The organism is Sphingobacterium athyrii (assembly GCF_003071065.1).
Taxonomy (GTDB): Bacteria; Bacteroidota; Bacteroidia; order Sphingobacteriales; family Sphingobacteriaceae; genus Sphingobacterium; species Sphingobacterium athyrii.
On record NZ_QCXX01000004.1, the window covers coordinates 460,693 to 475,390 of the forward strand.

The window sequence follows — 14,698 nt, forward strand, 5'->3', positions numbered from 1 at the left end:
AATATTCATGGAAATTTCCGTAATAGATATAGTTATCATCGTCAGTTATTTGCTGGCGATGATTGTCATCGGTTTGATCCTTAAAAAGCGAGCCGCCAAGAATCTTGATTCGTATTTTTTAGGTGGAAAAACGCTTCCCTATTACATGCTCGGCATTTCTGATGCATCGGGCATGTTCGACATCTCGGGAACCATGTGGATGGTCTATCTTGCTTTTGTATATGGCTTAAAAAGCATGTGGATCCCTTGGTTATGGCCTGTTTTTAATCAGATTTTTTTGATGGTCTATCTGTCGGTCTGGCTGCGGCGGTCCAATGTCCTGACCGGAGCAGAATGGATCCGTACACGTTTTGGTCATGGTCGGGGAGCTGATGGAGCTTATACCATCGTTATTCTATATGCCATTGTTGCGGTAATGGGTTTTTTATGTTATGGCTTTATTGGTATAGGGAAATTCATGGAAGTTTTTTTTCCGTGGGAACAGGTATCCCGCTTTATTCCCTTAACGATTGACCCGGCAATGGCTCCGCAACTGTATGGTATTTTCTTTACAGCGATAACAACATTTTATGTTATGCTTGGTGGGATGCATAGTATTGTGTGGGCGGATATGGTCAAGTTTGGCATTATGATTATTTCGGGAATTGCCATCGCGGTTATCGCCATGCAGCAGGTTAGCCCCGAGCTATTGGCGGCAAACACACCAGAAGGCTGGGACTCTCCCTTCTTCGGTTGGCACTTGGATTTGGACTGGCGTACTTTACTTCCCTCCATCATGGATCGGATCGCCGATGATCAATACAGTCTTTTTACGGTATTTGTGATGATGATGCTATTTAAAGGCATATTTATGAGCATGGCAGGACCGGCGGCCAACTATGACATGCAGAAGATATTAGCCTGTAGAACCCCTAGAGAGGCCGCTTTAATGAGTGGTTCGGTGTCGGTAATCTTACTTATTCCGCGTTATCTGATGATCATGGGCTTCACAGTGTTAGCACTTGTGTTTTTTAGGGATGAATTTGCACAGATGGGCAATCAGATGGATTTTGAGATCATCTTGCCCAAAGCAATCAGCCGCTTCGGCACAGTTGGGCTGACTGGACTATTGCTGGCGGGGCTATTGGCCGCATTTATGTCTTCTTTCGCTTCAACAGTCAATGCCGCACAGGCTTATCTGGTAAATGATGTACTGCTGAAGTTTATGTACCGGTCTGCTTCACCAAAGAAGCAGATCCGTTTGAGTTATGTAGTTTCTATTGCGGTGGTCGTTTGTAGTACCATTATTGGCTTATATGTGCAGAATATCAATTCGGTATTACAATGGATTGTCTCCGCGTTATATGGTGGTTATATTGCGGCAAATGTATTGAAATGGCACTGGTGGCGTTTTAATGGTGCCGGATTTTTCTGGGGAATGCTAGCGGGTATATTTGGGGCAGTGATACTCCCGCTGTTTTTTCCGGATACCCTTCCGCTCTATTTTTTTCCTTTGCTTTTTGTCCTATCGCTGTTGGGCTGTTTTGCAGGTACATGGTTGTCCCGGCCTACCGAGGAGGAAGTGCTTGTTGATTTTTATGTACGTATACGGCCTTGGGGATTTTGGGGACCCATTCATCAGAAAGCACTGGAAAAATACCCGGATCTCAAGAAGAACGATCATTTTAAGCGGGATATGGCCAATGTGACCGTTGGTATTGTATGGCAATGCTGCCTGACCTTGGTTCCTATGTATATTGTGATCAAACAGGGACAGGGTTTATTGACAACAGTCTTGCTATTGGGTATTACTACACTTATACTTAAAAAGAACTGGTATGATAAAATGACCCGAGAGGAGGAAGAGTATAATGCCTTTATGTTAAAGTACGGGTTAAATAAAACAGATAAGACCGTTACCGAAGAAACGACTATTGATTAACCCCACCAACTGCTTTCCGACAAGACAAAAATAGGCTACCCGTCGTAGGTCGACGAGTGTCCTATTTTGTAAATGGACTGATTGGATCAGCTAGTTACTTGCTTTGACCAGAAAAGGGACGACATAATCTCCCCATTCCAAGGATATATTTCCTTCCGGAGTCGCATTGATTTTAAACTGTTCCTGATTGTTATCAGACATTCCGTTGCTGACCGAAACACGTAGGGCATCGTCTTTGGCGTCATATTTTGTTCCCCATTGGTCCCATACTTTGCTGAACATAAGGGTTGTTTCGTGTTCTCCGGGGATACTATAGAGACCATATTTTCCCGCCGCCAGTTTTTTGCCTTCGACCAGTACATCTTTATTGAATTCGATGGTGGTCGCTTCATTGGCACCTGTACGCCAGACTTTTCCTACGGGAGCGATATCAACACCAAGCTTACGGCCTTTGAGTGAAGGACGACTATAATTGATGTCGATCGTAACCCCATCAGTTGTGGTTACCTTGGTGTTGTCTGGAGGACTCGGGCGTTTGCTTTTGTCTGTCTGGGCGAAGCTAAGTTGACCGATTAAGGTCAAAATTGTTAAAATTAGTACTCTCATATGTGCTTATTTTTTGATTAAACACTTAAATATAAGATTTTTATGTGATGAAAATTTTCTGTTTTTTTAGAACTTGACGAAATCGTGACTGGGAGGCATCAGGCTATATGAATTATAAAATGAGCGTGTATAAAAATAAAAGCCAGCGTTTTAATCACTGGCTTTTATTTTTATACCAAATATTCGAACAATGTTTGGTCTTTGTTGATTTCAATGACATCAAACTTATACTCTTTCATTCTTGCGATCAGTGTTTCGTAATCTTCAGGTTTGTTGAGCTCAATGCCAACTAAGGCCGGACCTCTTTCCCGTTCTGTTTTTTTGATAAACTCAAAACGGGTAATATCATCTTTCGGGCCCAACACTTCAGAAACGAAGAGTTTTAATGCGCCCGGGCGCTGTGGGAAACGGACAATAAAATAATGTTTGTAGCCTTCATAAAGTAACGAGAGTTCTTTGATCTCGCTCATGCGGTCGATATCATTGTTTCCGCCCGATATAATGCAAACGACCTTCTTACCTTTTATTTCTTCCTTGTGAAATTCCAAAGCTGCAACAGAAAGTGCACCTGCTGGTTCGACCACGATGGCGTCTTTATTATATAGTTCCAAGATGCAAGTACAGATTTTTCCCTCTGGAATGGAGCGTGTATCATCTAGTAATTGTTTGGCAATCTCAAATGTGGTCGCGCCAATTTTCTTTACAGCTGCGCCATCAACAAATTTGTTAATGTGTTCCAATTCAATCGGTGCTCCGTTTTCCAGTGCGGCCTGCATGGACGGTGCTCCTTCCGGTTCGACTCCATAACACTTGATTGCTTTATTTTTGCTTTTCAGGTAGTAACTTGCTCCTGCCGCAAGCCCGCCACCACCGATCGGAATAAAGATGGCATCCATATCAGGAAGATCCTGTAAAGCTTCGACGGCCACGGTGCCTTGTCCTTCCACAACCTTGAGATCATCAAATGGAGGAATAAAGGTCATGCCATGCTCTTCCGTGTAAGCCAGTGCCGCTTTTTGGCAATCGTCAAACGTATCTCCGGTCAATACAATTTCAACATTGCCATTGCCCCACATTTCAGTTTGGGAGATTTTCTGGCGCGGTGTTGGACCGGGCATAAAGATAACCCCTTTAATGTCCAGTTTTTTGCATGAAAAGGCGACACCCTGAGCATGATTACCAGCACTCGCACAGACGACGCCCCGTTGGCGCTCTTCCGCTGTCAGGGAAATAATCTTGTTGTAGGCACCACGCAGTTTATAGGAACGGACGACCTGTAAATCTTCCCGTTTGAGATAGACTTCTGCGCCATATTTTTCAGATAAATGGCGGTTATATTGTAAAGGCGTACGATTGACCACCGATTTGATGCGCTCAAGTGTAGCTTCGGAATCGATGTTTAAGGTTGATAGATCCATTTTTTTAATAGGGTGATTAAGGTTGTCTTTTGATAAAAAAAGGCTGCAGATGCAGCCTTCCATTTTCTATATCTTTTCTTGGATGAGGCTTTTTAAGTCATCATCACAAATATTTTTCTTTGCGTCGGCCAACACCAAAAAGCGTTGATAGCAATCTGCTAGATCATCTTTTTCAAGATGGAAACCAAGGCGCTCCAAATGGTGTTTAAGTGCATGTCTTCCTGAACGGGCCGTCAAGATGATATCTGCTTCATCAAGGCCTACATCTTCAGGTCTGATGATTTCGTAATTTTCGCGGTGCTTTAAGAAGCCATCTTGATGGATGCCTGAACTATGGGCAAAGGCATTCCGGCCAACAATCGCTTTATTGGGTTGCACGGGCATGTTCATCATATCGCTCACTTTACGGGATAGATAGGTAAACATACGGCTATCGATATTCGAAGTTAGGCTTCCGAAAGCTTGGTTATGCACTTTAAGAATCATCGCAACTTCTTCCAATGACGTATTACCGGCACGTTCGCCGATACCATTGATGGTACATTCTACCTGACGGGCACCGTTTTGTATCGCGGCGATGGAGTTGGCCGTAGCAAGCCCCAGATCATTGTGACAGTGTGCAGAAATAATGGCTTGATCGATATTACGTACATTTTCCTTAAGATACTTGATTTTTGAACCATATTGGTCCGGTAAACAGTACCCGTTGGTATCGGGAATATTGACAACTGTTGCACCGGCAGCAATAACTGATTCAATCATTTTAGCCAAAAACTCCAAGTCAGCACGACCGGCATCTTCAGCGTAAAACTCGACATCTTCCACATAAGATTTAGCATGTTTTACAGCTGCAACGGCACGTTCTAAAATTTCTTCTCTTGTACTGTTGAATTTATATTTGATGTGCATGTCCGAAGAACCAATTCCGGTATGAATACGTGGACGTTTGGCATATTTCAATGCTTCCGCAGCTACGTCGATATCGTTTTGATTGGCACGGGTCAATGCACATATAATAACATCATTCACCGCCTTGGACAACTCTACGACAGATTGGAAATCTCCGGGACTGGAAACAGGAAAACCGGCTTCGATAATATCAACACCCAGTTTTTCTAAGTCCTTTGCGATCTCAATTTTCTCTGGAGTAGTTAATTGGCATCCCGGTACCTGTTCGCCATCACGCAATGTGGTGTCGAAGATGTAAAGATGATTAGGATCGTGTAACATAATTTCTTAATTCAAAAGATTTATAACTAAAGAAGTATGGGGCAAAGAGTGTGAGTGCATCGACCTTTTTTGGTTTGTTGCACCAAAATCTCATTACTCCATACGTATATCTCATTACTATTTAATAAACTCCAATACTTTCTCGCCCATTTCCTGGGTACCCAAGACTTTAGAAGCTTCTGTATTGGCATTCGCAATATCACCGGTTCTCCAGCCTGCTTTGAGCGTTTGGGCAACCGCATTAGTAACTGCTTTTGCTTCTTCCTGTAGACCGAAGCTGATGTCGAGCATTAAAGCAGCGGATAAAATTGAAGCAAGTGGATTCGCTTTATTCTGGCCAGCAATATCATGTGCCGAGCCATGGATAGGCTCGAAGAAACCTGTGCCATCACCAACAGAAGCTGAGGCCAACATACCCATTGAACCCGCAATCTGAGATGCTTCATCAGTCAAAATATCACCAAAAAGATTCGCTGTTAATACCACGTCAAATTTCTTTGGATTCTTGACCAATTGCATTGCTGCATTGTCAATAAACATGTGTTCAGTTTCAACATCTGGATATTCTTTTGCAATTTCTTGTACCACCTCTCTCCATAAGCGGGAAGTTTCCAATACATTAGCTTTATCGACCGAGCATAATCTTTTGTTACGCGTACGGGCGGCATCATAAGCTTTACGTGCGATACGCTCTACTTCATAACGGTGATAGTTCATCAAATCCGAAGCGAAGGTATTGTCCTCATTACGGTTTTTCTCACCGAAATACACATCACCCGTCAACTCACGGAAAAAAAGAATATCTGTTCCTTGGAGAATTTCAGGTTTTAAACTTGATGCATCCAATAGTTCATCAAATAAAAGGATAGGACGCAGATTGGCATATAACCCCAATTCTTTCCGGATTTTCAACAAACCCTGTTCTGGTCTAACCTTGGCTGAAGGATCATTATCGTACTTGATATGTCCGATCGCGCCAAAAAGGATGGCATCTGATGCTTTGGCTTTTGCTAACGTCTCGTCAGGAAGCGGATTGCCGGTAGCTTCAATAGCCGTATGGCCCATGATTGCTTCATCAAAACTGAATTCATGACCATAATTTTCACCGATCTTTTCTAAAACTTTTTTACCCCATGTGGTTACTTCTTGGCCGATGCCGTCTCCAGGTATGATTAAAATATTTTTTTTCATTGTTTTTATTCGTATTGAGATATGAGTCTTGAGATGCTATTTTTATAAAATTTGAATATCCATCCGCTCATGTCCATTGTCTAATATCTGTTATCTTTCGTCTAAATATCTATTGTCAATTGTCGTTTTCCACAATTTTTATGTTGATAAAGTCTCTTTTTTGTGGATAACTCGTTCTACGGACTTAATTTCACCCTTTTCCAGTACCATCCTGTTGTCTATACAGGTCGGTAATTGGGATTGGAAATGACCGACATAAATAAGGGTCTGCCCATTCTTGCTCAGGTCATCAATCACATCATTAAAATATTGTGATTGTTCCTTATCCAATCCTTGGCAAGGTTCATCTAATATAAGCAATTCAGGATGTTTTACAATGGTGCGCGCCAGCAATGCCAATCGCTGTTGGCCTAAAGGTAAAGATCCTAATGTTTTATGTTTCACGTCTTTGAGGTCAAAAAAATGGAGTACCTGATCAAGCTTCTGCTGTTGTTCATAGCCCAATTTTTGATACAGGCTCATTGAATCGAAGAATCCCGAAGCAATGGTCTGGCCTACATTGGCATTCATATCGTAGTACCAATGTAATTCGGGAGAAATAATCCCCAGGTGCGCTTTGATTTCCCATATACTTTCTCCTGATCCTCTCTTTTTACCAAAAAGATGGATGTCATTTGCGTAAGCTTGGGGGTGATCACCGTTGATCAGACTTAATAAAGTCGATTTTCCCGATCCATTATGTCCTTGCAGCAGCCATTTTTCTCCTGCTTTTACTTCCCAATCAATGTTTTTCAAGACCTGCTTTTCACCGTATGAAATGTTGATCTGCCGCATCTTGACCATCGTTGGGTCGGAGATTTTGGGTGACTGCAGTAAGAAATAGGGTAATTCCTTGCGTTTCCGTGGTATGCCCCGTGAAATTTCACCGCTATGTTGACGGAGAACAATTTTTCCATTCTGGATTTCGGCAAAACGATTAATACAATCCGGTTGTTCGTCATCATTGCTGATCAGTAGGAGGGATACGCCCTTGTCCGCAAGCTGATCGAAGATCTGGTTCAGGTCTTTTCGGGATTGTACATCAAGTCCGGTATAAGGCTGGTCGATAACCAAGACCTGCGGCTGAAGCCAAAGTGCTTTGACCAATTGTAAGCGTTTATGCTCGCCGCTGGAAAGTTCGATCAATTGTTGGTCTTTGAAATTTTCAAATCCAAATATGGTAAGGTAAGGTGCCACATCTTCGAAGGCCAGCTGTTCTTCCTTCGCAAAATGTTTCAATTCAGCAAAAACCGTTAAGGTATCGTTTTTTGCAAACTTGTTATAACGTTGTTGGTAATAGAAGTTGCGATCACCTTCAAGATTGGTAAACTGAAACCAATTGGATACGTAATGCACAACTGGAGGAAGGGAACTATTGTTATCCAGATGAAAGGATATGGTGCCCTCATATTTTAATTGCCCTGCAATTGCTTTTGCAAGCGTTGTTTTTCCTGTGCCACTGGGACCACCTAAGATCCACTGTTCTCCAGGAAAAATTTGCCAATTTAAATCTTGCAGTACGGAATCTTTACCGTGCTGAATCGTTAAATTGGCAATATGGACGACTGGGTCTACCATTTTTTGGTTGTTTCAAATGATTCAATTAAATCTTTTTGATTAAGGATAAAATCGATGTCATCGTATCCATTGATCAAGCATGATTTTTTGTATGGATTGATTTCAAATTCAAATTGATCACCGGTCTCGGTTAACATAACCGTTTGTTTTTCGAGATCAACGATAATTTGGGTATTTGGGTTTTGGTGGACCAATTCGAAGATTTTCTCTAAAAATTCTTCGGGAACCTGAATAGGCAGTACGCCATTATTAAGCGCATTACCTTTAAATATATCCGCAAAAAACGAACTGATAACGACATCAAAACCATAGTCCTGGATTGCCCAGGCTGCGTGTTCACGACTGGAACCGCAGCCGAAGTTTTTGCCGGCAACCAATATTTTCCCTGAATAGATTGGATTGTTCAATACGAAATCTGCTTTTGGCTGATTATCGCTATCAAAGCGCCAGTCGCGGAATAAATTATTGCCAAATCCTTCACGTGTGGTCGCTTTTAGAAAACGCGCTGGTATGATCTGATCGGTATCAATATTTTCGATCGGTAGTGGAACTACCTGTGAAGTTAAAGTTTCAAATTTTTTCATGATAAAAATTTAGTAAGTCAGAATTAAAAAAATGGAGTTAGTTATATTAACTCCCTTACATCTGTTACTTTACCCGTTACTGCTGCTGCTGCTGCTGTCAGTGGAGATACCAGCATGGTGCGTGCATTAGGCCCCTGACGTCCTTCGAAGTTTCTATTTGAAGTTGAAACGCAATATTTACCCGCAGGAATTTTGTCTTCGTTCATGCCTAAACATGCGGAACATCCCGGTTCGCGTAATTGGAATCCCGCGGCTTCAAATATTTTATCCAAGCCTTCTTCTTTGGCTTGTTTTTCTACCTGTTTTGATCCGGGAACAATCCATACTTCGACGTCCTGTGCCTTTTGTTTTCCTTTAACGAATGAGGCGACCTCACGTAAATCTTCGATACGGGAGTTGGTACAGCTTCCGATGAAAACGTAATCCACACGGTTACCTAAGACCGTGGAATCATCTTTAAAGCCCATGTAGTCCAGTGCTTTTTGATAGGATGGTCTTTCTGATTCCGGTTGTGCATTAGTTGCCGGGATATGCTCGGCGATACCCATACCCATGCCCGGGTTTGTACCATAGGTAATCATAGGAGCGATGTCAGCTGCGTCAAATGACAATACTTTATCAAAAATGGCATCTTCATCGGAATATAATGTTTTCCAATACGCTAAGGCTTGGTCCCATTCTTCTCCTTTTGGTGCGAATTCGCGGCCTTCTACATAATCAAATGTGATTTGATCCGGTGCAATAAGCCCTCCGCGTGCCCCCATTTCGATACTCATATTACAGATGGTCATACGCGCTTCCATGCTCAAAGAGCGGATGGCTGAACCAGCATATTCGATAAAATATCCTGTACCACCTGCGGCAGAAATCTTGGCGATAATATAGAGGATAATATCTTTTGCGCCAACCCCCTTTTGTAAAGTACCATTGACTTCAATTTTCATGGTTTTAGGCTTGGACTGCAATAAACATTGTGTCGCAAAGACCTGTTCAACCTGAGAGGTTCCGATACCAAAAGCAATAGCTCCAAAGGCTCCATGCGTTGATGTATGGCTATCCCCACAGACCATTGTTTTACCCGGTAGTGTGATACCCAACTCAGGACCAATCACGTGTACGATTCCTTGGTAAGGATGTCCCAAACCATATAATTCAATGCCAAATTCAGCACAATTTTTGGTTAGCATATCAACTTGATATCGCGATAGCTCTTCTTTGATCGGCAAATGTTGGTTGAGTGTCGGTACGTTATGGTCGGCAGTTGCTACCGTTTGCTTTGGACGAAAAACTGGGATTCCTCTTTTGCGTAGGCCATCAAAAGCTTGCGGTGAAGTAACTTCATGAATCAAGTGGGTATCGATATATATAATATCCGGAAACCCTTCTTCACGCTTGACGACGTGAGCATCCCAAATCTTTTCTACTAATGTTTTTGACATTTTTTAATCTCTCTTATGTTATTTTTATTTTAATCAGGGTGATATTGTAAATGTCTCAATATCACCCTGATTTCAATAGACTAAATTACGAAATATTCATGATTTTAGCGCATATCTGTAGATTGAATTCACCCAGACATGCTATGCTTTAAAAAAACAAATAATTCGTATAAATATTTAAACGGTTTTGATTGCTTTCATTGCAGTCATCGCCTTACGCAATTTACGTCCAACGATTTCCACAGGATGGTCACGCAAAATTTCATTGATGACAACCAACTGTGCGTTATCAACAGCAGCATCTTTACCTTCGTTGAAGTTTTTACCTACTAGGTCGGTATCAACAGTTTTCATGAAATCAGCCAATAAAGGTTTACAAGCCTGATCAAATAGGTAACAACCATATTCCGCTGTATCAGAAATAACACGGTTCATTTCGAACAATTTCTTACGGGCGATTGTGTTGGCAATCAATGGGGTTTCGTGCAATGATTCGTAGTAAGCTGATTCCGGTTTGATACCTGCTTCAACCATTGTTTCGAAAGCCAATTCAACGCCTGCGCGGATGAAAGCAACCATTAGCGTATAGTTATCGAAATACTCTTGCTCGTTGATTTTAACATCGCCAGCAGGTGTTTTCTCAAATGCAGTCTCACCTGTTTCAGCTCTCCATTTCAATAAGTTGGCATCACCGTTTGCCCAATCTTCCATCATGGTCTTGCTAAAGTGACCGGACATGATATCGTCTTGGTGTTTTTGGAACAATGGACGCATGATATCTTTTAATTCTTCGGAGATCTCAAAAGCTTTCACTTTTGCAGGGTTGCTCAAACGATCCATCATACCGCTTACACCACCATGTTTTAACGCTTCAGTGATCACTTCTACTCCGTATTGTACTAATTTGGATGCATAACCGGCCTCAATTCCTTTTTCGATCATTTTGTCGAAAGACAAGATCGAACCTGTTTGTAACAAACCACAAAGGATTGTTTGCTCACCCATTAAATCTGATTTTACCTCGGCTACAAATGAAGATTTCAATACACCGGCTTTGTGGCCACCTGTTCCTACACAGTATGCTTTTGCTTCAGCCCAACCTTTTCCTTGTGGATCATTCTCTGGGTGAACAGCGATCAAAGTAGGGACACCGAAACCACGAAGGTATTCTGCGCGAACTTCAGAACCCGGACATTTTGGAGCAACCATGATAACGGTGATATCTTTACGGATTTGCATACCTTCTTCAACAATGTTGAAACCGTGTGAATAAGATAATGTTGCACCTTCTTTCATCAAAGGCATGACCGCGTTGATCACTGAAGTATGTTGTTTATCAGGAGTCAAGTTAATGACCAAATCTGCTGTTGGGATTAATTCTTCGTAAGTTCCTACGTTAAAATTGTTGTCCGTAGCATTTTTCCAAGAATCTCTTTTTTGTTCAATAGCTTCTTTACGTAAAGCATAAGAAACGTCCAGTCCGCTATCTCTTAAGTTTAAACCTTGGTTCAAGCCTTGTGCACCGCATCCTACGATTACGATTTTTTTACCTTTTAAAGCATTTACTCCATCCGTAAATTCGGTGTTGTCCATGAATTCAGCGTGACTTAATTGTTCTAACTGCTCTCTAAGCGGTAAGGTGTTGAAATAATTTGCCATTGTTTTGATTTAGTATTGAGTAATGAGATATGAGAATTGAGATTTTGGTTTTTCTAGCTTATGGCTTACCAGCTTTCTTTCTTCTCTTTTTATTTTTTAATTTCTATTTTTTTAATTTATAAACATCTGCGTTGTGCCAAAGCATAACCATAATGAACATTATCATGTCCTGAGGTCAAAGCGATAACATCTTCGACCGTATCCATTGGATAACCATAGGTTGCTGTTGAAAACGAGGTAATCGATCCAAAAAGGCCATTTTCATAGTCTTTGGCGATCTGTTCAATGCTTTGGATAGCGATTGCCTTTAGTTCATCAATCTCAGCCTGCTCAACAAAACGTGTGGGCTTAGTATCTTTTCTATAATCTTCATTGTATTTTACCCAAGCGGTATCCGCTTTGATACCGGTACGAACATAGACCAAAGTCTGTGTACTTACAACGATATGTCCAAAATTCCAGATAATATTGTTGTTAAATCCAGCAGGGATTTTGTTGAGTTGTTCTATGGAAAGGCTATCCACTAATTCAATGAATTTTTGGCGGGCCTGTAAGATAAATTTAAATGTTTCTTGCATCTGATTACATGGTAAATACATCATCCCGTTTGTCGAGATATTCATTTTCAACGATTTCTATCGACGGTTCCTGTGCTTCAAACTGCACCAATTTGGAGTGGAAGCCAGCACTATCTTTAATGATGGCAATACGGGCGCCACGTACAAATTCAATTAACCCGTATTTTGTCAATTCCTCGGTGAGCTTATCAATTTCTTCACGGTGACCTGCGGTTTCGAACACGATGTAATCGTTGCGGATCACAACCACATTGGCTCCATATTGACGTAGTAAACGCTCAACATATACTTTTTCATTGACAACGTCTGCAGGTACTTTATATAAGGCCTGTTCTTGCCAGATCACTTCGTCATTGGTATTATAGTAGGCTTTAAGGATATCTATCTGCTTTTCCAACTGACGACAAAGCTTGCGCAACACATCTTCCGCTTCTGTAATGACAATGGTGAAACGATGTATACCTTCTACTTCAGAAGGCGATGTGTTTAAACTTTCGATATTGATTTTTCTTCTTGAAAAAATCGTTGAGATCCTTCCGATAAGGCCGATAGAATTCTCTGTGTATAGGGTAATGGTATATTCTTGTTTTTCCATTTTGACTTTTTACTTTAATCGAATCTCCGATACGGATGTTCCTTGTGCAACCATCGGGAATACATTGTTTTCCTTTCCTACCATAACTTCCAATAGATAAGCACCATCGTGGTCAAGCATGGTCTGAAGGGCATTGCGGAGATCTTTCCGTTCCGAAATTTTCTGTCCATCGATATAATAACCTTTGGCAACTGCAACAAAGTCAGGACTGGTGATATTCACAAATGAATAGCGTTTGTCATGGAACAGTTGCTGCCATTGACGTACCATACCCAAGAACTCGTTGTTCAAGATCATGATTTTCACCTTCGCGCCAAATTGCATGATAGTTCCCAGTTCCTGAATGGTCATTTGGATACCACCGTCACCGATGATGGCTACGACAGTTTTCTCAGGGGCGCCATACCAGGCACCAATCGCTGCAGGAAGGCCAAAGCCCATGGTTCCCAATCCGCCTGATGTTACGTTTGATTTGCTCTTGTTAAATTTTGCATAGCGACATGTGACCATCTGATGTTGACCAACGTCTGTGGTTATGATTGCATCTCCACCGGTTAATTCATTCAACACATTGATCACCTCGCCCATGGTCATGATATCCGTTTTTGGATGCAATTCATCTGTGATGACTTCTTTGATTTCCTCTTTTTCGAGTTCACGGAATTGGGCCAACCAAGCGGAATGATCCACGGCTTTAACCAGTTCAGTCAACATTGGAAGAGATTCTTTGCAGTCTCCCCACACGGGAACGGTTGTTTGTACATTTTTATCAATCTCGGCCGGGTCGATATCCAGATGGATCACTTTTGCCTGCTTGGCATATTTGTCCAATCGGCCAGTGACGCGGTCATCGAAACGCATACCGATAGCAATTAAAACATCACATTCGTTGGTCATGACGTTTGGTGCATAGTTACCGTGCATCCCCAACATACCGACATGAAGTTTGTGGTCTGTAGGAAGCGCGCTCAATCCCATGACAGTAGCGGCGGAAGGAATGCCTGTTTTTTCGATAAAAGCTTTGAACTCTTCTTCTGCCTTTCCTAGGATAATCCCCTGGCCAAAAAGTACAAATGGTTTTTTTGCATTATTGATCAACTCAGCAGCTTGTTCGATATACTCCTTACGAACCTGCGGAGCAGGTCTATAACTACGCACATGATTGCATTTTTCGTAACCGAAGTAATCGAACAGTTGAATTTGTGCATTCTTGGTGATATCGATCAATACGGGGCCCGGACGACCGGTGCTGGCAATATAAAATGCTTTAGCGAGTGCGGCTGGAATTTCAGTAGCGTCAGTGACTTGATAGTTCCACTTGGTGACCGGTGCGGTGATATTGATGACATCCGTTTCCTGAAATGCATCCGTTCCCAATAGTGAAGCAAATACCTGGCCTGTAATACAGACGATCGGGTTACTGTCGATCATGGCATCTGCCAGTCCGGTAACCAGGTTTGTTGCTCCGGGACCACTCGTCGCGAAGACGACACCTGTACGACCGGAAGTTCTTGCATAACCTTGGGCCGCATGGATTCCTCCTTGCTCATGGCGCACCAAGATATGTTTCAAACGATCCGTATAATCATAAAGGGCATCATAAATGGGCATGATCGCGCCACCCGGATAGCCAAATACGGTATCAACTCCTTCGCTCAATAAGGCCTCCATAACAGCTTTCGATCCCGAAATTTGTGTCGGAGTTTCCTGCTTGGCAGCAGCCTTATTTTCTGTTATTTCCAGTGTACTCATTACGTTGATTTTTTAGTTTTGTTGATTATTCAGTCTTTTTTAGTCTTTAGATATTAGATCTGGAGAGATTAGATCGAAGACTTTGTTTGTTTAAATCTCCAGCACCAA

At 42.0% G+C, this 14,698-nt stretch carries 12 protein-coding genes; 1 reads left to right on the top strand and 11 read right to left on the bottom strand.

Translation table 11 applies throughout. The features are described 5' to 3' along the window. The first annotated feature begins 7 nt into the window (after window positions 1-7). Entirely contained in the window at window positions 8-1,921 is a 1,914-nt protein-coding gene (locus tag DCO56_RS16555) for a sodium:solute symporter family protein (protein ID WP_108634866.1), read from the top strand. A 90-nt stretch (window positions 1,922-2,011) separates the two neighbouring features. Here DCO56_RS16555 and DCO56_RS16560 read toward each other — a convergent pair whose 3' ends face one another. From DCO56_RS16560 to ilvB, 11 genes are all read right to left on the bottom strand, one after another. After that, window positions 2,012-2,527, bottom strand: coding sequence for a DUF2911 domain-containing protein (locus DCO56_RS16560; protein WP_108634867.1), 516 nt, complete (start codon window positions 2,525-2,527; stop codon window positions 2,012-2,014). Window positions 2,528-2,697: 170 nt separating this feature from the next. Continuing rightward, complete coding sequence (gene ilvA, locus DCO56_RS16565) at window positions 2,698-3,945, bottom strand: threonine ammonia-lyase IlvA (protein ID WP_181390583.1); 1,248 nt, start codon at window positions 3,943-3,945, stop codon at window positions 2,698-2,700. A gap of 66 nt (window positions 3,946-4,011) precedes the next feature. After that, window positions 4,012-5,175, bottom strand: coding sequence for a 2-isopropylmalate synthase (locus tag DCO56_RS16570; protein WP_104383780.1), 1,164 nt, complete (start codon window positions 5,173-5,175; stop codon window positions 4,012-4,014). 117 nt (window positions 5,176-5,292) lie between these two features. Beyond that, window positions 5,293-6,366: a 3-isopropylmalate dehydrogenase gene (gene leuB / locus DCO56_RS16575; RefSeq protein ID WP_108634869.1), complete on the bottom strand. Its 1,074-nt coding sequence runs from the start codon at window positions 6,364-6,366 to the stop codon at window positions 5,293-5,295. A 138-nt stretch (window positions 6,367-6,504) separates the two neighbouring features. Next, window positions 6,505-7,983 (bottom strand): ATP-binding cassette domain-containing protein, encoded by a 1,479-nt coding sequence (locus DCO56_RS16580; protein ID WP_108634870.1) that lies wholly within the window; start codon window positions 7,981-7,983, stop codon window positions 6,505-6,507. Continuing rightward, complete coding sequence (gene leuD / locus DCO56_RS16585; RefSeq protein ID WP_108634871.1) at window positions 7,977-8,567, bottom strand: 3-isopropylmalate dehydratase small subunit; 591 nt, start codon at window positions 8,565-8,567, stop codon at window positions 7,977-7,979. The genes DCO56_RS16580 and leuD overlap by 7 nt, the downstream gene beginning before the upstream one ends. 41 nt (window positions 8,568-8,608) lie before the next feature. Then, complete coding sequence (gene leuC / locus DCO56_RS16590) at window positions 8,609-10,006, bottom strand: 3-isopropylmalate dehydratase large subunit (protein ID WP_108634872.1); 1,398 nt, start codon at window positions 10,004-10,006, stop codon at window positions 8,609-8,611. Window positions 10,007-10,183: 177 nt separating this feature from the next. Then, complete coding sequence (gene ilvC / locus DCO56_RS16595; RefSeq protein ID WP_108634873.1) at window positions 10,184-11,665, bottom strand: ketol-acid reductoisomerase; 1,482 nt, start codon at window positions 11,663-11,665, stop codon at window positions 10,184-10,186. A gap of 116 nt (window positions 11,666-11,781) precedes the next feature. Beyond that, window positions 11,782-12,243 (bottom strand): DinB family protein, encoded by a 462-nt coding sequence (locus tag DCO56_RS16600; protein ID WP_108634874.1) that lies wholly within the window; start codon window positions 12,241-12,243, stop codon window positions 11,782-11,784. Window positions 12,244-12,247: 4 nt separating this feature from the next. Then, window positions 12,248-12,838: an acetolactate synthase small subunit gene (ilvN, locus tag DCO56_RS16605; RefSeq protein ID WP_108634875.1), complete on the bottom strand. Its 591-nt coding sequence runs from the start codon at window positions 12,836-12,838 to the stop codon at window positions 12,248-12,250. Window positions 12,839-12,847: 9 nt separating this feature from the next. After that, a complete protein-coding gene (gene ilvB, locus DCO56_RS16610) occupies window positions 12,848-14,590 on the bottom strand; it encodes a biosynthetic-type acetolactate synthase large subunit (RefSeq protein ID WP_108634876.1) in 1,743 nt (580 codons plus the stop codon). Window positions 14,591-14,698 lie beyond the last annotated feature (108 nt).